22 protein-coding genes are annotated in these 25,364 nt (G+C 67.1%); 4 read left to right on the forward strand and 18 right to left on the reverse strand.

What is annotated here, in order from left to right; genetic code table 11:
- Positions 1-187 precede the first annotated feature (187 nt).
- From EP26_RS15260 to EP26_RS15310, 11 genes are read right to left on the reverse strand one after another with little or no spacing between them, the layout of a single operon-like run.
- Positions 188-2,137, reverse strand: coding sequence for an acetyl/propionyl/methylcrotonyl-CoA carboxylase subunit alpha (locus EP26_RS15260; RefSeq protein ID WP_043339675.1), 1,950 nt, complete (start codon positions 2,135-2,137; stop codon positions 188-190).
- Complete coding sequence (locus EP26_RS15265; RefSeq protein ID WP_043339676.1) at positions 2,134-3,741, reverse strand: carboxyl transferase domain-containing protein; 1,608 nt, start codon at positions 3,739-3,741, stop codon at positions 2,134-2,136. The genes EP26_RS15260 and EP26_RS15265 overlap by 4 nt, the downstream gene beginning before the upstream one ends.
- A complete protein-coding gene (locus tag EP26_RS15270) occupies positions 3,738-4,913 on the reverse strand; it encodes an isovaleryl-CoA dehydrogenase (protein WP_084112574.1) in 1,176 nt (391 codons plus the stop codon). Before EP26_RS15270 ends, EP26_RS15265 begins: the two co-directional genes overlap by 4 nt.
- Positions 4,913-6,532, reverse strand: coding sequence for an acyl-CoA synthetase (locus EP26_RS15275; RefSeq protein ID WP_043339678.1), 1,620 nt, complete (start codon positions 6,530-6,532; stop codon positions 4,913-4,915). Before EP26_RS15275 ends, EP26_RS15270 begins: the two co-directional genes overlap by 1 nt.
- Entirely contained in the window at positions 6,532-7,737 is a 1,206-nt protein-coding gene (locus EP26_RS15280; RefSeq protein ID WP_043339680.1) for a phenylacetate--CoA ligase family protein, read from the reverse strand. The genes EP26_RS15275 and EP26_RS15280 overlap by 1 nt, the downstream gene beginning before the upstream one ends.
- A complete protein-coding gene (locus tag EP26_RS15285; protein ID WP_052389226.1) occupies positions 7,728-8,525 on the reverse strand; it encodes an ABC transporter ATP-binding protein in 798 nt (265 codons plus the stop codon). The genes EP26_RS15280 and EP26_RS15285 overlap by 10 nt, the downstream gene beginning before the upstream one ends.
- 5 nt (positions 8,526-8,530) lie before the next feature.
- The gene (locus EP26_RS15290; RefSeq protein ID WP_245624414.1) at positions 8,531-9,778 is read right to left on the reverse strand and encodes an ABC transporter substrate-binding protein; all 1,248 of its coding nucleotides are present in this window, start codon (positions 9,776-9,778) and stop codon (positions 8,531-8,533) included.
- Positions 9,779-9,831: 53 nt separating this feature from the next.
- A complete protein-coding gene (locus tag EP26_RS15295) occupies positions 9,832-11,007 on the reverse strand; it encodes a branched-chain amino acid ABC transporter permease (RefSeq protein ID WP_456303878.1) in 1,176 nt (391 codons plus the stop codon).
- On the reverse strand, positions 10,896-11,789 hold the full coding sequence (locus EP26_RS15300; protein WP_043339686.1) for a branched-chain amino acid ABC transporter permease: 894 nt from the start codon (positions 11,787-11,789) through the stop codon (positions 10,896-10,898). Before EP26_RS15300 ends, EP26_RS15295 begins: the two co-directional genes overlap by 112 nt.
- A gap of 4 nt (positions 11,790-11,793) precedes the next feature.
- Positions 11,794-13,695 (reverse strand): long-chain fatty acid--CoA ligase, encoded by a 1,902-nt coding sequence (locus EP26_RS15305; RefSeq protein WP_043339688.1) that lies wholly within the window; start codon positions 13,693-13,695, stop codon positions 11,794-11,796.
- Positions 13,692-14,495, reverse strand: coding sequence for an ABC transporter ATP-binding protein (locus EP26_RS15310; protein ID WP_043339689.1), 804 nt, complete (start codon positions 14,493-14,495; stop codon positions 13,692-13,694). The genes EP26_RS15305 and EP26_RS15310 overlap by 4 nt, the downstream gene beginning before the upstream one ends.
- A gap of 169 nt (positions 14,496-14,664) precedes the next feature.
- On the opposite strand from EP26_RS15310, the gene EP26_RS15315 reads away from it, so the two are divergent.
- Complete coding sequence (locus tag EP26_RS15315) at positions 14,665-15,264, forward strand: TetR/AcrR family transcriptional regulator (protein WP_043339691.1); 600 nt, start codon at positions 14,665-14,667, stop codon at positions 15,262-15,264.
- Here EP26_RS15315 and EP26_RS15320 read toward each other — a convergent pair.
- The 4 genes from EP26_RS15320 to EP26_RS15335 are packed head-to-tail and all read right to left on the reverse strand — an operon-like array spanning position 15,261 to position 19,153.
- Positions 15,261-15,836, reverse strand: coding sequence for an amino acid synthesis family protein (locus EP26_RS15320; protein ID WP_456303879.1), 576 nt, complete (start codon positions 15,834-15,836; stop codon positions 15,261-15,263). The genes EP26_RS15315 and EP26_RS15320 overlap by 4 nt on opposite strands.
- A 13-nt stretch (positions 15,837-15,849) precedes the next feature.
- On the reverse strand, positions 15,850-16,959 hold the full coding sequence (locus EP26_RS15325; RefSeq protein ID WP_052389228.1) for a radical SAM protein: 1,110 nt from the start codon (positions 16,957-16,959) through the stop codon (positions 15,850-15,852).
- Positions 16,959-17,957 carry a lysylphosphatidylglycerol synthase domain-containing protein gene (locus EP26_RS15330; RefSeq protein WP_052389229.1) on the reverse strand — a complete coding sequence of 333 codons (999 nt, stop codon included), beginning with the start codon at positions 17,955-17,957 and terminating at the stop codon, positions 16,959-16,961. The genes EP26_RS15325 and EP26_RS15330 overlap by 1 nt, the downstream gene beginning before the upstream one ends.
- Positions 17,954-19,153 (reverse strand): amidohydrolase family protein, encoded by a 1,200-nt coding sequence (locus EP26_RS15335; RefSeq protein ID WP_043339759.1) that lies wholly within the window; start codon positions 19,151-19,153, stop codon positions 17,954-17,956. The genes EP26_RS15330 and EP26_RS15335 overlap by 4 nt, the downstream gene beginning before the upstream one ends.
- Before the next feature lie 82 nt (positions 19,154-19,235).
- Between EP26_RS15335 and EP26_RS15340 the strand changes: the two genes are divergently transcribed.
- From EP26_RS15340 to EP26_RS15350, 3 genes are all read left to right on the forward strand, one after another.
- A complete protein-coding gene (locus tag EP26_RS15340) occupies positions 19,236-19,661 on the forward strand; it encodes a MarR family winged helix-turn-helix transcriptional regulator (protein WP_052389230.1) in 426 nt (141 codons plus the stop codon).
- Positions 19,662-19,725: 64 nt separating this feature from the next.
- Entirely contained in the window at positions 19,726-21,213 is a 1,488-nt protein-coding gene (locus EP26_RS15345; RefSeq protein WP_043339694.1) for a 6-hydroxynicotinate reductase, read from the forward strand.
- Complete coding sequence (locus tag EP26_RS15350) at positions 21,177-22,085, forward strand: UPF0280 family protein (protein WP_245624415.1); 909 nt, start codon at positions 21,177-21,179, stop codon at positions 22,083-22,085. Before EP26_RS15345 ends, EP26_RS15350 begins: the two co-directional genes overlap by 37 nt.
- Here the strand turns inward: EP26_RS15350 and EP26_RS15355 are convergent.
- Genes EP26_RS15355 through EP26_RS15365 form a run of 3 tightly spaced genes read right to left on the reverse strand, consistent with a single transcriptional unit; the run spans position 22,060 to position 25,353 of the window.
- On the reverse strand, positions 22,060-22,761 hold the full coding sequence (locus EP26_RS15355; RefSeq protein ID WP_043339695.1) for an ABC transporter ATP-binding protein: 702 nt from the start codon (positions 22,759-22,761) through the stop codon (positions 22,060-22,062). The genes EP26_RS15350 and EP26_RS15355 overlap by 26 nt on opposite strands.
- Positions 22,761-23,519 (reverse strand): ABC transporter ATP-binding protein, encoded by a 759-nt coding sequence (locus tag EP26_RS15360; RefSeq protein WP_043339696.1) that lies wholly within the window; start codon positions 23,517-23,519, stop codon positions 22,761-22,763. Before EP26_RS15360 ends, EP26_RS15355 begins: the two co-directional genes overlap by 1 nt.
- Positions 23,506-25,353: an ABC transporter permease gene (locus EP26_RS15365; RefSeq protein WP_043339698.1), complete on the reverse strand. Its 1,848-nt coding sequence runs from the start codon at positions 25,351-25,353 to the stop codon at positions 23,506-23,508. The genes EP26_RS15360 and EP26_RS15365 overlap by 14 nt, the downstream gene beginning before the upstream one ends.
- Between the last annotated feature and the right edge of the window lie 11 nt (positions 25,354-25,364).

Here is a 25,364-nt window from a genome sequence, read left to right on the forward strand (position 1 = left end):
GTGGCCCGCTGCGTATGCTTGAGCGGGCGGTTCCGGTCGCCGATGATCGCACTCAGGCGGGTGCGGTCGGCCGATCCAACGATGACACTGACGGTCTGGGCCATAGCCGGAGAATTCCACCGCAGCGGCCCGCTGTGAATCCTCCGTCTGGGTCAGTGCACTAGGAGAAACCCATCCCCGGCTAAGGTCAATCGGCGGCGGCCAGGGTGACGAGTTCCGCCCCCTCCTCCACGCTGTCGCCGGGGGCGCAGCCGATATGGGCGACGATGCCATCGGCCGGGGCGGTGATGCGGAGTTCGGTCTTCATCGCCTCCAGCACGGCGAGAACCTGGCCGCGGGTGACGGCCTCGCCGGACTGCACGAGCACCTGCACGACGCGGCCGGGGATCGGAGCGGAGAGCCGGCCGGCGCCGGCAGCCTCACCGCCCGGTGGAGCGTAGGGGTCGAGCTGGCGGAGCGTCCAATCGCCTCCGGGCAGCATCACCTGCACTGCATCGCCGTCGCGCAGGGTGGAGACGCGATGGGCCGTGCCGTCGAGCACAACCTGCAAGGCACCATCCGGCAGGCGCCGGCCGGCGAGCGAAAGGTCACCCTTCCATCCTGCCCCCGCCAGTGTAAGGCGGAGGCGATGGACGGATGCCTGATCATCCAGCAGCAGAAGGCGGGACCCGGCGCCGTGTAGGCGCCAGCCATCCCGCCGGTCCCAGGGGTCCTGCGGCATGCCGGCAGGCGGCAGCAGGGAATCGAGCGCGGCAGCGGCGAGGGCCAGGCGTGGCGCCGGGCCGGGCGGCGGCTGCAGGGCGGTGGCGTGGCGCCCCGCAAAACCGGTATCGAGCTCGGCCGCCAGCATGGCGGGATGCGAGGCGAGGCGGGAGAGAAAGCCGAGATTGCTGACGATGCCGGCGATGCGGCATTCCGCGAGGGCGGCGGATAGGCGGGCGAGCGCCGCACGCCGATCTGGCCCCCAGGCGACAAGCTTGGCGATCATCGGGTCGTAGTGGGGAGTGATGGCATCGCCTTCGACGACGCCGCTCTCGATCCGCAGGTCGGAGGCTGGCTCCGGCAGGCGGAATCGGCGGAGCGGACCTGTGGAGGGGCGGAAATCCTGTGCCGGATCCTCCGCATAGAGCCGCACCTCGACGCTGTGGCCGCGGGGCGCTGGCGGCTCGCGCGACGGCAGCGGCTCCCCGGCGGCACTGCGGAGCTGCCATTCGACCAGGTCGAGGCCGGTGACCATCTCCGTCACCGGATGCTCGACCTGGAGGCGGGTGTTCATCTCCATGAAAAAGGCGTCGTCGCCTTCGACGATGAACTCCACCGTGCCGGCAGAGACATAGCCAACCGCCCGCGCCGCGGCGATGGCGGCCTCGTGCAGGCGGGTGCGCAGAGCCTCCGGCAGGTCGGGCGCCGGCGCCTCCTCCAGCACCTTCTGGTGGCGGCGCTGCACGGAGCAGTCGCGGGTGTGAAGGTGGATGGTATTTCCCTGGCTGTCGGCGAAGACCTGCACCTCGACGTGGCGCGGCTTCTGCAGGTAGCGCTCGAGCAGCACGCGGTCATCGCCGAAGGCGGCCTTGGCCTCGCGCCGGGCGCCGGCAAGCTCCGCCGCGAAGTCTTCGGCGCGAAGGACCGGGCGCATGCCCTTGCCACCGCCGCCTGCGCTCGCCTTGATCAGCACGGGGAAGCCGATGCGCGCGGCCTCGGCGGCCAGACGTGCTTCCTCTTGCGCCTCCCCGTGATAGCCAGGGACGATGGGGACGCCGGCCGCCTCCATCAGCCGCTTCGACTCCGCCTTGCTGCCCATGGCGCGGATGGCGGCGGGTGGCGGGCCGACAAAGGCGATGCCGGCGGCAGCGCAGGCTTCGGCGAAATCGGCATTCTCGGAAAGGAAGCCATAGCCGGGATGGATCGCCTCCGCACCGCTCTCCTTCGCTGCGGCGAGGATGCGGTCGATGCGAAGGTAGCTTTCCGCGGCGCGGGGGCCGCCGATGGGCCATGCGGCATCGGCCATCAGGACGTGCTGCGCCTTGGCATCGGCCTCGGAGAAGACGGCGATGCTGCGAATGCCCATACGGCGCGCGGTGCGGACGATGCGGCAAGCGATCTCGCCGCGATTGGCGATGAGAAGGGTCTTGATCACATGCGGAACACGCCGAAGCGCGTCTCCCCGATCGGCGCATTGCAGGCGGCGGACAGGCCGAGGCCGAGGACGTCGCGCGTCAGGGCCGGGTCGATGATGCCGTCGTCCCAGAGCCGCGCGGTGGCGTAGTAGGGCGAGCCCTGCGCTTCGTACTGGGCGCGGATCGGCGCCTTGAAGGCAGCTTCTTCCTCGACGGGCCAGCTACCGCCTTTCGCCTCGATATTGTCGCGACGAAGGGTGGCAAGAACGCTCGCCGCCTGTTCGCCGCCCATGACGCTGATGCGGCTGTTCGGCCAGGTGAAGAGCAGGCGCGGCGAATAGGCCCGGCCGCACATTCCGTAATTGCCGGCGCCGAAGCTGCCGCCTATCAGCACGGTGAATTTCGGCACGGAGGTGGTGGCGACGGCGGTGACGAGCTTGGCGCCGTCCTTGGCAATGCCACCCGTTTCGTATTTCCGTCCGACCATGAATCCGGCGATGTTCTGAAGAAAGAGCAGCGGAATACCGCGCTGGCTGCACAACTCGACGAAATGCGCGCCCTTCTGCGCCGATTCCGAGAAGAGGATGCCGTTATTGGCGAGGATGCCGACCGGATGGCCCCAGATGCGAGCGAAGCCGCAAACCAGCGTCGCGCCATAACGCGCCTTGAACTCGTCGAGCTCCGAACCGTCAACGATGCGGGCGATTACCTCCCGCACGTCATAAGGCTGGCGCACGTCCTGCGGGACGATGCCGTGCAGCTCTGCCGGGTCGTAACGCGGTGGCACGGGCGCGGAAAGGCCGAGACTGCTGGATTTCCAGCGGTTCAGCCGCCCGACGATCCGCCGCGCGAGGCCGAGCGCATGCATGTCGTCCAGCGCGAAATGGTCGGCGACGCCGGAGAGGCGGGTATGGACGTCGGCGCCGCCGAGATCCTCGGCACTGACGATCTCGCCCGTCGCCGCCTTCACCAGCGGCGGGCCACCGAGGAAGATGGTGCCCTGCTCCTTGACGATGATCGCCTCGTCGCACATCGCCGGAACATAGGCGCCGCCGGCGGTGCAGCTGCCCATCACCACCGCCACCTGCGGAATGCCCTGCGCCGACATATTGGCCTGGTTGTAGAAGATGCGGCCGAAATGCTCGCGGTCAGGGAAGATCTCATCTTGGTTCGGCAGGTTGGCGCCGCCGCTGTCAACGAGGTAAAGACAAGGCAGGCGATTCTGTAGCGCGATCTCCTGCGCGCGGAGATGCTTCTTCACCGTGATCGGGTAGTAGCTGCCGCCCTTCACCGTCGCATCATTGGCGACGATGACGCATTCCTGCCCGGCGACGCGGCCGATGCCGGTGAGGATGCCGCCGGCCGGAACCTCGCCACCATACATACCATGTGCCGCCAGCGGCGAGAGTTCAAGGAAGGGCGCGCCCGGATCGAGCAGTCGCTCGACGCGCTCGCGTGGCAGCAGCTTGCCACGAGACATGTGGCGCTGCCGCGCCGCCTCCGGCCCGCCGAGAGCGGCCTGTGCGGTGTGGCCGGCGAGTTCCGCGAGCAGCGCCTGCATCGCCTCGGCATTGGCGCGGAACTCCGTGCCGCGGGTATCGATGGCGGAGGTGAGGACGCTCATGCCGTCTCGCGGAAGAGTTCACGGCCGATCAGCATGCGGCGGATCTCGCTGGTGCCGGCGCCGATCTCGTAGAGCTTGGCGTCCCGCAGTAGCCGCCCGGTCGGCGTCTCGTTGATATAGCCCATGCCGCCGAGGATCTGGATGGCATCGAGGGCGATGCGCGTCGCAGCTTCAGCGGCGAAGAGGATGGCGCCGGCTGCGTCCTTGCGCGTAGTCTGGCCACGATCGCAGGACCGTGCCACCGCATAGACATAGGCACGGCAGGCATTCAGCGCCGTGTACATGTCGGCGACCTTGCCCTGGATGAGCTGGAACTCGCCAATCGGCTGCCCGAACTGCTTGCGTTCGTGGATATAGGGCACCACGATGTCGAGGGCTGCCTGCATGATGCCGAGTGGCCCCGCTGCAAGCACGGCACGCTCGTAATCGAGCCCGGACATGAGCACCCTTACGCCCTCGTTCACTCGACCGAGGACATTTTCCTCAGGCACCTCGCAGTCTTCGAAGACCAGCTCCGATGTCGGCGAGCCGCGCATGCCGAGCTTGTCGAGCTTCTGGGCCGGACGGAAACCCTTGAATCCTTTTTCAAGCAGGAAGGCTGTAATGCCGCGCGGTCCGGCTTCCGGATCGGTCTTGGCGTAGACCACCAACGTCTCGGCATAATGCGCATTGGTGATCCAGAGCTTGGTACCATTGAGGATGTAGCGGTCGCCGCGCTTGTCGGCGCGCAAGCGCATCGAGACCACATCCGAGCCGGCGCCTGGCTCGCTCATCGCCAGCGCGCCAAGATGTTCGCCGCTGATGAGCTTCGGCAGGTAGCGACGCTTCTGCTCCGCATTCCCGTTGCGGGCGATCTGATTGACACAGAGATTGGAGTGCGCGCCGTAAGACAACCCGACCGACGCACTGGCCCGGCTCACTTCCTCCATCGCCACGCAATGGGCAAGATAGCCCATATTGGCGCCGCCATGCTCGTCGTCTACGGTGATGCCATGCAAGCCGAGCGCGCCCATCTCCGGCCAAAGATGGCGTGGGAAATCATCGGTGCGGTCGATCTCGGCCGCGAGCGGCGCGATGCGGCTTTCGGCGAAGCCGCGCACGCTGTCCTGCAACGCATTGATCTCCTCACCGAGTCCATGGTCGAGACTCGGGATGGTGACATTGCCGGGCATCAGCCCTCTCCCCTGGTATAGCGGCGCCGCAGCTCGCCACGCATCACCTTGCCGGTTGCGGTGAGCGGCAGCGCATCGGTGAAGTGCAGCACACGTGGGTAAACATGCGCGGCGAGTCGCGTCTTGACATGGTCCTGCAAGGCACGGGCCAGCGCGCCATCCGCCGTGATGCCTGGCGCCGGGACGACGACCGCGGTAACGGCCTCGGTACGCAGTGGATCGGGTAGGCCAATAACGGCAGCCATGGCGACGGCGGGATGCGCAGTGAGACAGTCCTCGATCTCGCCTGGGCCGATGCGGTAACCAGCGGAGGTGATGACATCGTCATCGCGGCCGAGGAAGCGAAACCAGCCCTCCTCGTCCTGCTCACCTTGATCGCCGGTCAGCAACCAATCGCCCATGAACTTGGCCGCAGTCGCCTCGGGCTTGTTCCAGTAGCCAAGGAACATCACTGGATCGGGGCGGCGGATGGCGATGGTGCCCTGCTGGCCGGGCGGCAACACGTGCCCTGCGACATCCAGCACGGCAACCTCATGTCCTGGCACCGCCCGCCCCATCCAGCCTGGCCGCGCTGGCATCAACGCGGCACAGGACGAGATGACGAGGTTGCACTCGGTTTGGCCATAGAACTCGTTGATCGTGCACCCGAAGGTGCCGCGGGCCCAATCCAGCAACTCGCCACCGAGCGTCTCACCGCCACTGCCGATGCTGCGCGGACGTGCGCCAAACCGCGATGGGTTGGGCACTAGGCGCAACATCTTCAAAGCAGTGGGCGGGAGGAAGACATTCCGGACATCATTCTCCGCCATTAGATGGAAGGCGAATTCCGGGTCGAACTTCGCCATGCGATGCGCGAGCACCGGCACGCCGTGGTAGAGACTCGGCAACAGCACGTCGAACAGGCCGCCGATCCAGGCCCAATCCGCTGGCGTCCAGAACAGGTCACCCGGTTGCGGGAAGAGATCTTGCGGCATCTCCACCCCGGGCAGATGACCGAGCAGTACGCGATGCGCATGCAGTGCACCTTTCGGGGCACCGGTGGTGCCCGAGGTGTAGATGATGACCGCCGGATCGTCCGCCACCGTCTCATGGGGCGTGAAGGAATCGCTCGCCCGTGCCATCTCCAGCCGCAGATCGAGGGCTCCCTCCCCTACTCCATCCGTGCTCAGGATCAGGCGCAACGCCGGAAGGGCGAGGCCCGGCAATTTCGCCAGCCCGACCGTATCCGTGATCATCGCCACAGCTTCGCAATCGCGCAGCCGGTACTCCAACGCCTGCTCCTGGAAAAGCTGAAACAGCGGCACGGCAATTCCGCCGAGCTTGTAGATGGCAAGATGCGCGATCGCTGCTTCCGGCACCTGCGGCAGCAACACTGCAACGCGGTCCCCAGACCGAATGCCATGCGCGACGAGCGTATTGGCGAGGCGGTTGCTCTCGGCCTTCAACGTGTCGAAGCTGATGCGGTCCCTGCCGCCCTCAGGCCGGATGTGCAGAAGCGCCAGGCGCCCGCTGCCATCCGCCCAACGGTCGCAGCAAGCTGTGCCGATGTTGAAATGCTCCGGCACATGCCAGCGAAAGGCGCTTCGGATAGCCTCGTAGCTGTCGCCCTGCAGCAACATCAGGTTGGCACCGGACGCGTATCGTCGATCACCTTGCCATCGTTCGGCAATATCCCGGGCTGGACACACTCAACCAAGCCACGCAACTTGGTCACGGCTTGCAAAGCCTTGGCCAAGGCGTCCGCAGCTTCGGCCGGCGCCTCGGCGCGGAGCAGCATGGTGTCACGGTCAGCATGCAACGAGACGATCAGCCGCGCCCTGGCCACCCCCGGTACCGCCCGAAGTACTGCCGCCACCTGCTCGGGCCGCACGAACATGCCGCGTATCTTGGCTGCCTGATCGGCGCGGCCCATCCAGCCGCGGATACGCCGATTGGTACGGCCGCAAGGCGATTGCCCAGGCAGGATTGCGGAAAGGTCGCCAGTTGCAAAGCGGATCAGCGGGTGGTGCGGATTGAGCGTGGTGACGACCACCTCACCCACTTCGCCGTCCGGGACGGGATCGCCCGTGCCGGGGCGCACGATTTCGAGGATGATGCCCTCATCGAGAATCAGCCCCTCGCGCGCCGGGCTCTCATAGGCGATGAGGCCGAGGTCGGCGGTACCGTAGCTCTGCAGAACCGTCAGGCCGCGCTCCGCATACCAGTCGCGCAGGGTCGGCAAATAGGCGCCACCGGTGACATGGCCAAGCTTCAACGAAGAGAGATCGAGGCCGAGCTCACCACCTCTTTCGAGGATGGCTTTAAGATACTCGGGTGTTCCGCTGTAGCAGCGCGGGCGAAGCTGTGCCGCCGCTTGCGCCTGCAACTCGGTGTTACCGGTGCCTGCGGGAAAGACCGGGCAACCGAGCGCCCGTGCGCCACCTTCCAGCATGCTGCCCGCTGGCGTGAAATGATAGGCGAAGCAGTTGTGCAACAGCTCACCACTGCGCAAGCCGGTCGCATGCAAGGCGCGTGCGTAACGCCAGTAGTCCGGCACCGCGACCTCCGGTTCGTAGATTGGCCCGGGCGAGGCGAAGATCCGTGCGAGTTGTCCGAAGGATGCCGCTACCACTCCTCCAAAAGGCGGATTCATTGCTTGTTGTGTGAGAAGGTCGGACTTACGCGTCACCGGCAGCGTAGCGAGCGGCCCATCCGGCAATCCAGCGTAGTGTGGCGCATGAGCACGCGCATGAGCAACCTGCTCTGCCAACGCTCGCGATTGCGCCGCCTGACGAGCATCCGCGCTACGGATTTCAAGCGTGTCGAAATAGTCTGCTAGAGCCACCGCTTCCTCCGCTTGTAGCTCTTGAGGTTCTTGAAGCTCTTTCGCTCGGCGCCATGGCCGCCGAGGTAGAATTCCTTCACATCCTCATTGTCCGCCAGCGCCTCGGCTGTACCGTCGAGCACAACCTTGCCTTGTTCCATCACATAGGCATAGCTGGCGATAGAGAGTGCCATTCTCGCATTCTGCTCGACCAGCAGGATAGTGATGCCGAGTTCCTCGTTCAGCCGGCGAATGATGGCGAAGACCTCCTTCACGAGCAACGGCGAGAGGCCCATCGACGGCTCGTCCATCAGGATCAGCTTTGGCCGTGCCATCAGCGCGCGGCCGATGGCGAGCATCTGCTGCTCGCCGCCCGAGAGGTATCCGGCCAGGCCAGTGCGCTCACGTAGCCGCGGAAAATAGCCATAGACGCGATCGATGTCCGACTTCACCTCATTGTCGGTGCGGGTGAAGGCACCGAGACGCAGGTTTTCGAGGCAGGTCATGTCGGCGACGATGCGGCGTCCTTCCATCACCTGGAAGATGCCACGCCGCACGATCATGTGCGGGTCGATGCCGTCGATCCGCTCGCAGGCGAAGCGAATCTCGCCGCGGGTGACTTCGCCCTCCTCGGTCTTGAGCAGGCCGGATATCGCCTTAAGCGTCGTCGACTTGCCGGCGCCGTTGGCTCCGAGCAGAGCTACGATCTGGCCCTGCGGCACCTTCAACGAGAGGCCGCGCAGCACGAGGATGACGTCGTTGTAAACGACCTCGATGTTGTTCACCTCGAGAAGTGGCGCGGCCTCCATGGTTGCTACCAGCCAAGCCAGTCAGCGCGACGGTCCAGCGTCACCGTCTTCACCGACTCCAGCCGCATCACACCGCTCTGTATGAGGTCACCGACACTGCCTTGGCTGGTGTCGCCCGTGACGCGGGCCCGGTACAGCGCGACTGTGAGCTGCCCGCGATGATCGGCCGGCGTAAAATTGGACGGCGCACAAACGCCATCGAAGCCGTTTGGCACCCAATTCTGTCGGGCGTAGAAACTGTCGCGGATGCGCTCGCCCGTCACTTGGCCACCATTCGCTGCGGCAGTGTCCATCGCCTCGGCAAGCAGCATCGCGCTGCAGATGCCAGCGAGGTAATGCACCGGGCGATAGGCCGTGCCGCCTTGATCCGAGATACGGCTGATCGCCTGCGCATTCGTCATGCCCGGGGCAGGCTGCCCCCAGACTGCAGCCGTGCGCACCGGGAACACGACACCATTCGCCGCCGTGCCGGCCGCCTTCATGGCATTCTCGTCCATGCCCCAGACATTGCCGAGAAACTGCACATTCACCCCGGCCGCCTGGCATGCGCGCAGGACCGAGATATTGGAGCCGGCGGTATTGCCCAGATACGCGTAGTTGGCGCCCTGCTGCTTCAGCGTCAGGCACTGCGCGGTATAGTCACCCGGCGTAAGCGCGAAGACGATCGCCGGCAGCACATCAAAGCCGAGCTCCGCAGCCAATGCCTCGCCAGCTGCCTTGGGCGAGTTCGGATAGGGATGGTTGCCACCCATATGGACGTATTTCGGCTTCCCTTGCCCGCCCCTTCCCTTCCAATCTTCCGCAGCCCAGATCAGCATCGCGCGCAAGGAGTCGGAATAGGATGGGCCGTAGAAGAAGTTGTAGGGCGCCGGCTCGACACCCTGCCGGCCGGACCTGCCGCCGGCATCGGTGAGTGCCGCCGAATAGGAACCGGAGACGTAAGGAACGCGGTCGCGCGTGACGAACCGGACCAATGCCTCCGTATCCGCCGTGCCCCAACCATTGATGGCGACGACACGATCGCGGCTCCAAGCCTGGTATTGGCTAACGGCTCGCGGTGCCTGATAGCCATAGTCGAAGGCAAGCGCGTTCACTTGGCGTCCGGCAACTCCGTTGCGCGTGCGGTTGATCCAGGCCCAGGTATCGTTGACGCCCTGCGCGAAGGGCGTACCGACATCGCTGGTGGCACCGGAAAGATCCATCAGATGCCCGACCGGGATCGGCTGAGCCGCCGCCGGCAGGGTGAGCGCCATGGCAGCGGCCAAGCTAAGGATCGTTGTTCTCGTTGTCATTCTTATCCTCCCCATCAATGCGAATACGGGTAGAGCTTCCAGTAGGATTTGATCAGCCGCCAGCGACGCGCGAGGCCGTCCGGCTCGAAGATCAGGAAGAGGATGATCGCGGCACCGACCGCCATTTCACGTAGGAACGAGATCGAGGCGCCGAGCTTCAGCGCACGGTCGATCGCGCTACCCGACAGCAAATCCGCCCCCGCTTGCACCACCTCCGGCAGTAGCACCATGAAGGCCGCACCCATCAAACTTCCCATCACACTGCCCAGGCCGCCGATGATGACCATGCCCAGGAATTGGATGGAAAAGAGGATGTTGAAGGCCTCGACGCTGACGAAGAGTAGATAATGCGCATAGAGCGCGCCGCCGATGCCGGCATAGAAGGAAGCGATGCCGAAGGAAAGCGTACGGTAATAGGCGAGATTGATGCCCATAACCTCGGCGCTCAGGTAGTGGTCACGCACGGCGACCAGCGCTCTGCCATCCCGTGTTCGGATCAGGTTGGCGGCACCGAGATACATCACCACCACATAGGCCAGGACGACGTAGAAATAGCTTTCTTCACGATCCGCTACCCAGCTGCCGAGCGCGAAAGGCTCGGTGATGCGTCCCGCGACGCCGCCGGTGAACCATTGGGCACGCGCGAAGAAGTCCTCGAGGATGAACTGTGCGGCCAAGGTCGCTATGGCGAGGTAGAGCCCTTTCAACCTCCCTGCCGGCGCGCCGAAGACAAGGCCGACAACCGCCGTCATCGCCCCAGCGATGGGGATGCAGAGGGCGACCGGGATGTGCCAGCGCTCATGCAGCCAGGCGGAGGCGAAGGCGCCGAAGCCGAAAAAGGCCGCATGGCCGATGCTGATCTGGCCGGTGAAGCCGACCAGGATGTTGAGGCCGAGCGCCGCTATGCCGAGCGTGCCGATGTTGATCAGCAAGCCAAGCTCGTATCGGCCAAGCAGGAACGGCAGCCCGCAAGCGAGGATCAAGCCGAGCAGCACGGCGCGACGGCTGTTCCGCGTCGGGAAGATCGTCATGTCTTCCCGATAGCTGCTGCGGTATTCCCCGGCGGGAGCGAGATCCATCAGACGCGCTCGATATTCTTGGTGCCGAATAGCCCATAGGGCTTGATCAGCAGGATGACGATGAGGGCGTAGAAGGGCGCGATGGTGACCATGTTGCCCCAGTTCAGCCAACCGGCGTCGAGATACTGCGCCCAGTTCTCCAGCACGCCGACGATCAGCCCGCCAAGCACCGCGCCGATGACGCTGTCGAGACCACCGAGGATCACCGCAGGGAAGACCTTGATGCCATAGACCGAAAGCGCCGAGGACACGCCGTTCACCACCCCCACCACCACACCGGCGACGGCCGATACAACGGCCGAAATCGCCCAGGACATGGCGAAGACCTTCGGCACGGAGATGCCGAGGGACTGCGCCACCTGCTGGTCGAAGGCCGTCGCCCGCATCGCCAGTCCATGCTTCGAGGCAGTGAAGAACCAAGCGAAACCCGCCATGATGAGCACGGAAATGCCGAGCGACATCAGGTAGGCCGTCTGTACCTCGAGCCCGAGCAGGTTCACCCGCTCCGTGCTGAAGATCGGCGGAAAGGGCTTGGCGAAAACGCCGAAGATCCACTTCATCAGCGCCTGGAAGAAGATGCCGAGGCCGATCGTCGCCATGATGACGCTGATGACCGGCTCGCCGATCAATGGCCGCAGCACCACCACCTGCAGGATCACCCCGAACAACGTCATAAAGGCGAGGGTGACAAGGAAGCCGGCCCAGAAGGGCATCTGCCATTCCGTCAGCAGCCACCAGCAGACCCAGGCGCCGACCAGCAGGAATTCGCCCTGAGCGAAATTCACCACCTGGCTCGCCTTGTAGATGAGCACGAAGCTCATCGCAACGACGCCGTATAGCGCACCGACGATGAGGCCGTTGAGCGTCAGTTGCAGCAGCAGCGTCCAGTCCATCGCTCTACTCCGCCGCCTGCGCCAGCGCCGGCGCATCCATCGAGACCACGCGCAAGGTGGTGCGGATGCGCTGCCGCGTGCCATCCTGGAAGGCGATGGTGGTGTCCACCGGAATGGCCTGCGCGCCGCCATAAAGAGCGGCGATGATGTCGGCATACTTCTCGTTGATGACGCCGCGGCGGACCTTGCGGGTGCGCGTCAATTCGTCGTCATCCGCATCCAGCTCCTTGTAGAGGAGCACGAAGTCGCGGATGCGCTGTGGCTCCGGCAGGGTGACGTTCACCCGGGCGACCTCGCCTCGAAGCAGCTCCAGCACCTGCTCCCGGGCGGAAAGGTCCGTGTAGGTGGTGAAGGCGATGCGGTTGCGCTCGGCCCATTTGGAGACGATGGGGAAGCGGATGCAGATCATTGCCGCCAGATGCGGCCGTCCATCGCCAAGCACCACGGCCTCGGCGACATAGGGACTGAATTTCAGCTTGTTCTCGATGTACTGAGGGCTGAAGCGGTCACCGCGGCTGGTGGTCGCGATGTCCTTGATGCGATCGATGACAACCAGATGGCCCGCCTTGTCGAAATATCCGGCATCGCCGGTATGCATCCAACCGTCCCGCACATCGCCCGGCTCGCCCTGACCGAGATAGCCGCAGAACATATTGGGGTGACGGGTGACGATCTCGCCGACGCCGTTATGGTCTGGCTGGTCGATGCGTATCTCGACGCTCTCATCGAAAGGCACGCCGACCGTGTCAAAATTCACATCCGCCGCCCGGTGGATGGTGTAGGCGCCAAGCAGCTCCGTTTGGCCGTAGAGCTGGCGCAGTGGCACGCCCATGGCAAGGAAGAAACGGAAGGTGTCCGGCCCGAGCGCGGCGCCGCCTGTCGCCGCCGAGCGTAGGTTGCTGAAGCCGAGCCGGTCGCGTAGCGCCCGAAAGAGCAACTGGTCGGCAAGCGTCGAGCGCTGGCCCCGGTCCAGCGCAGCCAGGCCGCGTTCCATACCGAGTTCGAACATGCGGCGCTTCAGCGGTGAGGCATCCATCACCCGCGCACGCACATCGGCGGCAATCTGCTCCCAGAGGCGCGGCGCGAAGAGGACGAAAGTCGGGCCGATCTCGCGGAAATCGGCCATCATCGTCTCGGGCTCCTCGACGAAGTTCACCTTCATCCGGGCCAGCAGGCCGAAGCCGAGGACGTAGATCTGCTCCATGATCCACGGCAGCGGCAGCACGGAAACGTACTCGTCCTCAGGCCCCTTGGGGTCGGCGCCGATATAGGAGGCGCAGTGGCGGATCAGCGCGCCGGACTGCAGCATGGCGAGCTTCGGCCGCGCGGTGGTGCCGGAGGTGGTGCAGAGGATTGCCACCTCCTCGCCACGCGTCGCCGCGACAAGCGCGGCATAGGCGCCGCCATCTGCCGCATGCGCCGCCTCGCCGCGCCGCACTAGCTCCTCGATCGGCATGAGGCGCGGATCGGCATGCTTCCGCATCCCGCGCGGGTCCATGTAGAGGATGTGGCGCAGCGCAGGCGCCCGGCCTTCGAGGTTGAGCAGCTTGTCGACCTGCTCCTCATCTTCGGCGATCACCGCTGCGGCGCGACTATGCTCGAGCAGGTAGGCGACCTCGTCATCCAGTGCATCGCGGTAGATACCGAGCGAGCGGGCGCCGATGGCATGGGTGGCGACTTCGCCCATTACCCAGTCCGGCCGATTGTCGCCGATCAGCCCGATCACATCGCCGGCGCCAAGTCCGAGTGCGCGCAGGCCGAGGGCGAAGCTCCGCGTCCGCGCCTCGACCTCCGCCCAGGTGAAGCTGCGCCAGATGCCGAAATGCTTCTCGCGCATCGCCACCTCCCGGCCCGCCACGGCGGCGTTACGGGAGAGCAGCTTCGGCAGGGTATCGGCCTCGCTCATGGGGCGAGCGCCTCCTCCGGCTCGCTGACGACCTCATCCGCCTCGCCGAGATAGGCGCGCCTGACATGCGGATCGGCGAGCACCTCCTGCGGCGATCCCTCGGCGATCTTCCTGCCGAAATCGAGGACCATGACGCGGTGCGAGATGTCCATCACCACGCCCATGTCGTGCTCGATCATCAACACGGTCATGCCCCATTCCTCGTTGAGGTCTAGGATGTAGCGGGCCATGTCCTCCTTCTCCTCGAGGTTCATCCCGGCCATCGGCTCGTCGAGGAGGATCAGCTTCGGACGCAGCGCAATAGCGCGGGCCAGTTCCACCCGCTTGCGCAAGCCATAGGAGAGCGTGCCGGCCGGCGCCTTCCGCACATGCTGAATCTCGAGGAAGTCGATGATCTCCTCGACCTCGCATCGGTGCGCGATCTCCTCGCGCTGCGCTCCGCCCAGCCAGTAAGGCATGCCGGTGAGGAAACCGTGCCGCATGAGGTGGTGGCGGCCGACCATGATGTTGTCGAGCACGCTCATATGGCCGAACAACGCCAGGTTCTGGAAAGTGCGGCCGATGCCGATGGCGGCGCGCTTGCGCGTCGGCAGGCGGGTGATGTCGGCGCCGTCGAAGCGGATGCGCCCTGAGGTCGGGCGGTAGCGGCCGGAGACGCAGTTGACCATGGAGGTCTTGCCGGCACCGTTCGGGCCGATGATCGAGAAGACCTCGCCGGCTTTCACCTCGAAGGAGACCTCGGTGAGCGCGCGCACGCCGCCGAAGCGCAGCGTCACACCCTCCGCGGCGAGAATCGCCATGCCGGGCTCAGCCATGATGCAGGCGATGAGGCGCAGTTGCGGCCACGATCGGTCCCTCCCCGGCGGGGTTGTATCCCCCGCTGCTAAACGAACATATGTTCGTTTATCGATTGACCGCAAGAGGTTTCGCGGCCCAGTTTGCGCCTGGGGAGGGAGTGGCGTCCACGAGATGGCACGCATCACAGGGTCGAATGGCGAACGCACGGCAGCCGCTATCCGTCAGGCGGCACTGCGCCTGATCCATGAGCGGGGCTTCGCCGCGATGAACCTGCGCGAACTGGCAGCCGCGGTCGGGATCAGCCCTGCCTCGCTCTACAACCACATGTCAACCAAGCAGAGCCTGCTCTTCGACCTGATGCTGGAGCACATGACGGCGCTGCTGGAACAGACGGATGCGGTGCTGTCCGCTGCCGGTACGGAGCCGCTGGCCCGGCTCGAGGCCTTCATCGGCCACCACGTCCTCTACCATCTGGAGCGTAAGCGCGAGGTCTACATCGCCAATTTCGAATTGCGCGCGCTTGATCCGGCCAATGCGGCACGAATCATCGGCATGCGCCATGACTACGAGGCGCGGCTGATTGACCTGTTGGAGGAGGGTGCGGCTACGGGCCTGCTGAGCCTCGGCGATGCGCGGATCAGCGCCTATGCGATGCTGGCCATGCTGACTGGAGTCTGCACCGGGTACCGGCCGGATGGGCGGCTGGGCCCCGCCGAGATCGTTGCACTTCATACGCGACTGGCGCTGGAGGGCATCCTCCGCCGAGTTTAGCGCAGCCCGTCCTGGCCGACGATCTCCGTCGTGGTCAGCCCGCCGATGCGCGGCATTGGCCGCCCTCCACCGGTCAGCGCCAGGCAGAGCAGGATTTCCCGCGCCCGTGGCGCATCCGGCACCCGCGCCTCGATGGCGTCGAAATGGCTGCGGACGAAGGCGGCGTCCTTGTGGCCGAGCGGCACGTCGATCGCGGTGCCCGGCCCACCTGCCTTCTTGGCCGAAGGGATCAGCGCCGGCCCCTTGCCGAGCGCGGCTCGGACCGGCGCCCCCATCTTCGGGTGCAGCAAGGCGGCGGCATGTTCGAGTTCGCCTGCCTCCCCCACCACGGCGGCCTTGCCGAAGCTCTCCACCTGCTCGCCCGGGATGCCGAGTGCGGCGATGGCGTGCTCCGCCAGCAGCGCCCCGAGCGTCTCGCCCTGGGCGACCAGTTCGGAGAGATCATCCATGTAACGGCCGGCGAAGGGGTTCTCGATGACGGCGCAGGCGACGGCGCGGCGGATCGGCCGAGGCAGGTCGCGCCCCATCTCCCGCCGCGTCTCGTCCAGCAGAACCACGAGCTTCCGGATCACCGCCCCCATTGTCTCAGGCCCTTCCCGCCAGATTGGCCAGCCGCGCGCCATGCCCGATGACGGCGCCGAGCGAGCCGAGATTGCGCCGGTCCGCCAGCGCCGCGACGGCCGCCAGCGGACGCCCTTCCTTCAACCGCGCGAAAGAATCTCCGATGGAGACCGAGAAGTGCAGCATGATGCTGGCGTCGCGGTAGCAATCGGTGGTGCAGGCTTGGCAACCATCGCGCATCACCTTGTCCGGGGTGAAGTCCCAGACCGAGGAGAGCGGCTCCTTCCAGTCCTCGCAGCGCCAGAGATCGTAATTCCAGTCCAGGTAAAAATACTTGTAGCCGGCATGGCAGATGAAGCGCTCGCCCTGGCCGGTGAGGCGGCGGCGCATATCGGCGATGGCGGCGCGCGGATTGTGCACCGGGATCACGCCACGAGCCTGCTCCACCCCGTCGAAGGCCGCCAGCAGCTCCGCCTGCGACATGTCGACCAGCTCGCTATCCTCGGAATAGACCAGGGAGGAGGAGCCGAGCGCCGCTTTCCGCGGATAGGAGAAGGTGACGGCGGCGAAGCCGAGTTCCTTCAGAAAGCGCCCGAGCGCGGCGTAGTCCTTGACCAGCCGGGTCATGGCGACGCTGGCGATTGGCGTCACGCCCTTGGCGGCAAGGCGGGTATTGGCTTCTTTGATACGGGTGCAGACGCCCCTCAGCCCACGATTCTCCTCATGCAGATGCGCATGCTCGCTGTCGATGGAGATGAAGAGCGTGGTGATGCCGGCCGCCGCCAAATCATCCACCTTGGGCGGCAGCAGCCAGCCATTGGTGACGAGGGTAGGCTGCGTGCCCTGCGCCGTCGCCTCGCGGGCCATGTCCAGGATCTTCGGGTGCAGCAGCGGCTCGCCGCCCATGAAGGTGACGAAGCGCACATTCGCCTGCTCGCGCAGCCGGGTCAGCGCGGCCGGGAAGCGCTCCGCATCCAGCCAACTCCGATGCTTCACGAAGCCCTTGTTGTGGGCGAAGTTGCAGAAGTCACAGGTGGCGTTGCACATATTGGTGACGGAGACGTTGCAGATCGCCGGCCCCCCGCGCGGCACCAGCCGCAGCAGGTCGAATACCCCCGATGTCTTGCTCGCCATCACCCATCCCTCGGTTCAACGGGACGCATAGACCCGGTTTCCGCCCGCTGCCAAGCGATAAGGCCGGGGAGTGACAGGCAGACCTCCCGCGTTCGCCTTACCAGGGCCACGGCGAGGGCCGTCGCGGCCGGCACGCCGACCAGCGCGGCGGCACCGATGATCGCCCCCTCCTGCACCGCCAGCGCCCCCGGCAGCATAAAGCCGACATTTCGCAGGGCCTGGGCGAGGCTCTCGATCACCAGCGCATCCGCGAGTGTGATAGGGTGACCGAGCAGCCAGAGCGCGCCGGCGATCTCGACCGCCCCGAGCAGCCAGGACAGGGTGTGCCATAGGGTCGCGGCCGCCAGCCGCGGCCAATCCGTATGCAGTTCGAGAATCGCCGCCTGCAACCCCCGCACCCAGCTGGGATCGATGGCCGGCCAGCGCCGGGCGAGTCGCCCGAGGCCGCGCTCCAGCAGCGTCAGCGGCAGCCGGCGTTGGAACAGCACCATGGCCCCTGCCCCAGCCAGCGCGATCCCGAAGCCCGCCGCGGCGAAGCCGAGCAGCCCTGGCCCATCCCCGACGCCCAGCAGCAGCGCGACGCCGGCCAGGGTGAAGAAGAGCTGCGACACCGCCTCGAGCGTCAGGTCAACGGTCGCTGTCGCCCCCGCCATCTGGCTGGAGACCCCATGCCGCGAGAGAAGCCGCGCCGCGGCCGCCTGGCCGACCAGCGCCCCGGCCGGCACCAGCGCGTTGGCCGATTCGCGGTACCAGCGGAGCTGCGCCATGACCAGGAAGGGCGGCCGCGCCGCGGGCGGCAGCAGCGCCCGCCAGGCGGCGGCCGTCAGCAGGATCTGCGGGATATGCACGGCAGCCGAGATGCCGACCGCCGCCGGCAGATCGGCCAGCACCGCCCCGAGCCCCGACAATTCGCCGGCATTGAGGGCGATCACCGCCCCCAGCGCCAGTACACCGAAGACCACCCCGTTGCGGAGACCCTGGCGCCAGCCGGAAATCAATGCCCGAGCGTCTCCGGGACCCGTTCGGCCGGCGGAGTGTTGCGGCTGCGCCCGCAGCGCATCGCTCCGTCGATCATGACGCCGCCAATGCCGGGGATGTCGCCGAGCTCCACGCTGTGCAGGAGGTCCCGCCCCGCCGTGTGCTGCGCCCGGTCGAGAAAGACGAGGTCGGCGGCCCGGCCGGCCTCGATCAGCCCGGCATCGAGATTGCGGATCCGCGCGGTATTGCCTGTCGCCATGGCGAAGGCCTGATCTGCCTTGATGCCGCCCAAGGAGGACAACAGCGATATCATCCGCAGGATGCCGAGCGGCTGCACTCCCGAGCCCGCCGGGCTGTCCGTGCCGAGGATCACTCGATGCAGCTGGCCGAGGTCACGCGCCGCCTGCACCGCGGCGATCGCCACCCGCTCATTGCCGTTATGGACGAGCTCGATGGCGCGGCTGCTCCGCTCGCAGAGCTCGCAGACATGCGCCTCCGGTAGGCTGGTATGGCCGCCATTGATGTGGCCGATGATGTCGGCATCCGCCTCCAGCACCGTATCCTTGTCGATCAGCCCGCTGCCTGGGATGGATGGGCCGCCGGTATGGATGGTGCTCTGGATGCCGTGCTTGCGGGCCCAGGCGACCATCTCCCGCGCCTCGTAGCCCGCCTTCACCGAGCCGAGGCCGACCTCGCCCAGCAAGGTAACGCCGGCAGCGGCGAGTTCGGCAAAATCGCTCTCCACCATCCCCTTCTCCAGCACCGGTGCGCCGGCCAGCACCTTCACCCCGGCCGGGCGGGCGTTGAAGAAGGCGCGCTGGGCGGTGATGGCCAGCGACTTCAGCCCGACGATGTCTTTCGGCCGCCCGGGCAGATGGACCTCGCCGGCCGAGATCATGGTGGTGACGCCGCCGTGGAGGTTGCTCTCGACCCAGCCCATCTGGTTCTGCCGCGGGGTCCAATCGCCGATCACCGGGTGGACATGGCTGTCGACCAGGCCGGGCGCGACCGCGCAGCCATGCGCGTCGATGACGGAGTCCGCCGCGCCACGCTCGGCCAGTTCCCGGGCCCGGCCCACGGCCGCGATCTTCCCGTCCTCGATCAGGATGGCATCGGCCTCGAGCACCGGCTTGGCGAGGTCGCCCGACAGCAGGAGCCCGATATTCCGCACCAGGATGCGGCCCTTCGCTGGACCCGACGCCTGTTCCACCGCCATGGCCTGATCCCCCATGCCCTTCCGGCACTCTAGCTCCGGTCCATTCGTAAGCCTAGAAACGAAATGCGACGTGGAGGCGGGGATGGAGGAGAGTGAGGACTACGTGCTGGAGGAGCAGATCGGCCACCTGCTACGCCGGGCCTATCAGCGCCACCTCGCCCTGTTCCAGAGCATCATGGGCGAGGATGGGCCGACCTCCATGCAATTTGCCGCCCTCCATATGCTGTGGCGGCGTGGTCCGCTCTCGCAGAACCTGCTCGGCCGGCTGCTGGCGATGGACCCGCCGACGGTGAAGGGCGTTGTCGCCCGGCTGATGGCACGTGGCCTGGTGGTGCGGGAGCGCGATCGTTCCGATGCCCGGATGCTGCTGGTGGCGCTGACGCCGGCGGCTCAAACCGCCCTGCCGGGCTGGGTCGAGAAGGCCAGGGCGGTGACCGCCGCCACCCTCGCGCCGCTGCCGCGGGATGAACAGGCGCGCGTCGGCGTCATCCTCCGCCGGATGGGATGATTCTCGTTGTGGCCGGGCAGCCGGGCTGGCAAACTCGTTAGTGACACAACAATCGGCAGGCCCGATGAGCACCGACCGCACCGCCCTGTTCGGCGCCCGTGAGGGCAATGAGGGCATCGTCCGCTGCGATGCCTGCCCCGTGCTGTGCCGCATCCGGCCCGGCCGCAGCGGCGCCTGCAGCCGCTACGCCAACCAGGACGGCACCCTCATCCGCACCGACCCGCTGGTGCTGATGCAGCGGACGGTCGAGGCAGGCGGCGAGACGGTGCCCTTCCTCGAAGGGTCGGAGGATTGGGCCGGCGGGCTCGCGCCGCGGGAGGAGATCTTCGTCTCCGCCATCGGTGCCGGCACCACATACCCGGACTACAAGCCGGCGCCCTTCATCGTCGGCTCCCGCCATGCCGGCGTCGATACCGTCACCGTCGTGACCGAGGGCATCTTCAGCTATTGTGGCCTCAAGGTGAAGATCGACACCGACCGCCACCTCGGCCCGGAGACGGCGGCCGTCCGCGTCGATGGCGAGCAGATCGGCCATGTCACCACCGCCGAATACGGCAGCCAGATGCTCAGCCTCGGAGGCGTGCGGCACCTGACCGGCGGCTCCAAGCGCGAGGGCAACGTCACCTGCGCCAGCATGCTGACGCTCTGCAGCAAGGGCGCGATCGAGGTCTCGATCGATGGCGGGGCGACGCTGGTGCTCCAGGCCGGTCAGGCGCCCATCGTCGATGGCGTGCCGGAGCGGCGTATGCGGGTGGGCTGCGGAAGTGCTGCCATCGGCATCTTCGCCCAGCAATGGCACGGGCATGTGGATGAGGTGATCGTGGTCGACGACCACATCACCGGCGTGCTCTCCGAGCATCAGGCCGGGAAATGCCTCGACGTGCCACCCACCGGCATCCGCGTCCGCGGCCGGCGCTCGACGCCCGGCCGCTACTTCCAGGTCGCGCATCCGGGGAATGGCTGGGGCGGGACGGATATCAAGGACCCGCTCGCCGTCATAGAGAGCATCGACCCGAAGACCGCCTGGCCCGGCCTCCGCCTGCTGATGACCAGCACGACGGGCGAAGACCACCTCTATGTCGAACTAGACGAGGCGCTGCGCCCCGTCCCGGTGCCGGCACCGCCCGCTGTGCTGAAGACCGTCGAGCGTATCGGCGAGAATTGCGAGCCTGCGATGACCTCAATACTGTTCATGGCCGGCGCCGGCGGTTCGCTGCGGGCGGGCGTCACCGAGAACCCGGTGCTGCTGACGCGGGAGGTTCAGCGCTCCCTCGTCCGCGTCACGATCGGCGGGGCACCCTGCACGCTCTGGCCGGGCGGCGGCATCACCGTCATGGCGGATGTGCTGCGGGTGCCGGACGGGGCCTTCGGCTATGTGCCGACACCGGCCCTCGTCGCGCCGATCGAGTTCACCCTCCGGGCCGACCTCTATGCCCGGCTCGGCGGGCATGTGGACCACGCCGTGCCCCTGGAGCGTTTACTGGCCGATTACGGCGAGGGAGCGCGGCGTGAGCCATGGGTCGACGGCAATCCCTGGCCGGCCGCGAACTGATCACAGCCCGGCCGATGCATGCGCAGGTCGCCGCCCTCCCCGATGGTCGCCTGCATCTGCAGGAAGGCCCGATCGACCTGGTGATCGGGCTCGAGGGCCCGCGCTCGGCCGTCGCCGACGCTACCACCCGTGCCATCGCCGCCTTCGAGGGATTGCTCGCCGGGTTGGTGGCGGAGCTGCCTTTGCTGCGCACACCTATCGGCCCCGACCGCCCGGTCCCGCACGGCCCCGTCGCCCGTCGCATGGCGGAGGCGGTCTGGCCCTTCCGTGCCGGTTTCATCACCCCGATGGCCGCCGTCGCCGGGGCCGTGGCGGAGGAGGTGCTGGCGGCCCTCGCCGAAGCGCCCGGCCTGACCGCAGCCTATGTGAATAATGGTGGCGACATCGCCCTCTTCCTCGCGCCGGGCGCCAGCCTGCGAATCGGCGTCGTCGCGCATCTGGCTCGCGTCGTGCCGGAAGCGCTGATCCGCCTTCGCGCCGAGGACCGGGTCCGTGGCATCGCCACCAGCGGCTGGCCTGGCCGCAGCTTCTCCCTTGGCATTGCCGATGCGGTGACGGTGCTGGCATGCAGCGCTGCGACCGCCGATGCCGCGGCGACCGTCATCGCCAATGCGGTGAATGCGGACCACCCGGCCATCCGCCGTGCGCCGGCTGCCTCGCTCGATCCAGACAACGATCTCGGCGAGCGGCTGGTGACGGTTGGTGTCGGGCCGTTGCCCGCCGAGGTGGCGGAGGCCGCGCTCGATGCCGGCGAGGCGCGGGCGGAGGCCTTGCTCTCGGCCGGGCTGATCGAGGGCGCCTCGCTGGTGCTCGGCGATGCCGTGCGCATCGTCGGCGCGACAGGGCTCATACCGAAAGATATTGCTCCCTGACGTCATCCGCCGCGAGCAACTGCGGCATGCTGCCGCTCCAGCGGATGCGACCTTTCTCGATGATGGTCGCCCGGTCGCTGACGAGTTGCGCGAAATGCAGGTTCTGCTCGGAAAGGAGGATGGAGAGCCCCTCCGACTTCAGCGCCCGGATCGCCTCCGCCATGCGCTCGATAACCACGGGCGCCAGACCCTCGCTCGGCTCGTCGAGCAGGATCAGCCGCGGATTGCCCATCAACGTGCGGGCGATGGTGAGCATCTGCTGCTCGCCGCCGCTCATCCGCCCGCCGGGCCGGTCCTGCATGGCACCGAGGCTGGGGAAGAGGGCGAAGAGCCGCTCCGGCGTCCAGGGCCGCAGCCCCGCGGTCGGCGGTCGACGTCCGACCTCCAGATTCTCCAGCACCGAAAGCTCGGTGAAGATTCGCCGCTCCTCCGGCACATAGCCAAGGCCAAGGCGGGCGATCTCGAAGGGCTCGCGCCCGGCGATCTCGGCGCCGGCGAAGCGCACGCGGCCGGCGGCGGGCGGGACGAGGCCCATGATCGCCTTCATCGTCGTGCTCTTGCCCGCGCCGTTGCGGCCTAGCAGCACGACCACCTCGCCGGCGCCGACATCGAGCGCAACATCGTCGAGGATATGCGCCCGCCCGTAATAGGCCGAAAGGCCCGCCACGCTGAGCATCAATGCGCTCCCGTCACCGCACCGGAGCCGAGATAGACTTCCCGCACTCTTGGGTCGGCCCTCACCACCGCCGGCGCGCCCTTGGCGATCAGCCGGCCGCGGTCGAGCACCAGGATACGATCGGCATGGCTGAAGACCACATCCATGTCATGCTCGGTGAAGAGCACGGCGATGCCGCTTTCCCGCGCGATCTGCGCCGTCAGCGCCATCAGGGAGACTCGCTCCTGCGGCGCCATCCCCGCGGTCGGCTCATCCATCAGCAGCAGCTTCGGCTCGTTGGCCAGCGCGATGGCGAGCTCCACCCGCTTGAGGTCGCCATAGGCGAGGATGCCGCAGGGCCGCGCCGCCTGGTCGGCCATCCCGAGCCGCTCCAGCAGCGCCCGCGCCGGCGCCGCATCCATCCGCGCCACCGGCCGCCAGAGTCCACCGAGGCGGCGATGGTGCGAGAGCAGCGCCATCTGGACATTCTCCAGCACCGTCATGGAGCCGAAGGTCGCGGTGATTTGGAAGGTCCGCCCGACGCCCAGCCGCCAGACCTGCCGCGGTGCCAGCCCGGTGATGTCCTGACCCAGCAGCCGCACCGCGCCGGCATCAGGCCTGAGCTGCCCGTTCAGCATGTTGAAGCAGGTGGACTTGCCAGCGCCGTTCGGCCCGATCAGCGCCAGCATCTCGCCCGGGGCCACGGAAAAGGAGACGCCCTGCACCGCACGCACGCCGCCGAAGCTCTTCTCAAGCCCCGTAACCTCAAGCGTCGCCATGGCGAGCCTCCCAGCGCGCCCGGGTAGCCCCGGCCAGCCCCTGCGGGAAGAACAGCACCAGCAGCACGATGACCGCGCCGAGGATGAGCCGCCAGAGATCGGTGAGCCTGACCAGTTGCTCCTGCAGCCCGGTGAAGGCGAGCGCCCCGATGATCGGGCCGGACAGCGTCTGCACCCCGCCGAGCAGCACCATCAGCAACGCATCGACGCTGCGCGGAATGCCCATATAGGTCGGGAAGACGCTGCCCTTGCCATAGGCGAACAACCCACCCGCGATACCAGCCGCCGCCGCCGCCAGGGCGAAGCCGAGCCAGCGGATGCGGAAGGCGTCGATGCCGATCGCCTCGGCGCGCAAGGCGCTGTCCCGCTGCGCCCGCAGCGCATAACCGAAGGGCGCATGCACGACGCGCCGCAGCAGCAGCGTCGCCCCAAGGCAGAGCGCCAGCGCTAGGTAATAGAAGACAAGCTTCGGCGCCGCCCAGGCATCCGGCCAGACGCCGAGGATGCCGTTGTCGCCCCCCGTCACCTCCACCCACTGGAAGGCGACCGACCAGGCGATCTGCGCGAAGGCCAGCGTCAGCATCGCCGCATAGACGCCGGAGAGACGGACGCAGAAATAGCCGAACACCAGGCCGAAGACGCCCGCCGCCAGCGGCGCCAGGGCCAACCCGGCCAGCATCGGCGCACCGAGCCATTGCGCCGCCAGCGCCGCCCCATAGGCGCCAAGGCCGAAATAGGCCGCATGGCCGAAGCTCGCCATCCCGCCCGGCCCCATGATGAGATGCAGGCTGGCGGCGAAGAGCACGGCGGTGGCCAGCTCCGTCAGCACGGAGATGGCGTAATCGCCGAGGAAGGGCGGCACCACGACCGCCAGGCCGAGCGCGGCGAGCGCCAGCCAGCGCAGCGCAGCGGGCGCCGGGCCGATCACCGGTTCCGCACTCCCTTGCCCGCCTCGCGCCGCCGCCTCCGGCTTGCCGAGCAGCCCATGCGGCCGCACCACCAGCACCAGCGCCATGACGAGGAAGACGAGCACCAGCGTGATCTTCGGCACGATCAGGATGCCGAAGGCATGCAGCTCCCCGATCAGCAGCGCCGCCAGCGCCGCGCCTGTCAGGCTGCCAAGCCCACCCACCACCACCACCACGAAAGCCTCGGTGATAATGGAAAGGTCCATATGCAGGTTGACGCTCTCCCGCGGCAGCTGCAGCGCCCCGCCGAGGCCTGCCAGCAGGCTGCCGAGGAAGAACACGGACGTGAACAGCATGCGCTGGTTCACGCCGAGCGCGCCGACCATCTCGCGGTCCTGCGTCGCCGCCCGCACCAGCGTGCCCCAGCGCGTGCGGCGGAAGAGCAGCACCAGCAGCCCGAGCACCACCGGCCCGACGCCGATCAGGAACAGCTCATAGAGTGGAAAGCGCAGCCCGAGGATCTCGGCGCTGCCGCGCAGTCCCGGTGCGCGTGGGCCGAGCAGGTCCTGCGCGCCCCAGATCATCTGCGTCAGCTCCTGCACGATGAGCACGACGCCAAAGGTGGCAAGCAACTGGAACAGCTCCGGCGCCCGGTAGATCCGACGCAGGAGCAGCATCTCGACCGCCAGCCCGATCAATCCGACCAGCACCGCCGCCCCAATCACTCCACCCCAGAAGCCGAGATGGCCGCGCGGCAGATGGGTGACGAGGGTGTAAGCGAGGTACGCACCCAACATGTAGAAGGAGCCATGGGCGAAATTCACCACCCGGCTGACGCCGAAGATGACCGTGAGGCCCGAGGCCACGAGGAAGAGCGAGGAAGCGCTCGCCAGGCCGCTCAGGGCCTGGAGGACCAGGTTCTCCAAGGCGGCCTGCG

Origin of the sequence: Belnapia moabensis DSM 16746, assembly GCF_000745835.1 — a bacterium.
Lineage (GTDB): Bacteria > Pseudomonadota > Alphaproteobacteria > Acetobacterales > Acetobacteraceae > Belnapia > Belnapia moabensis.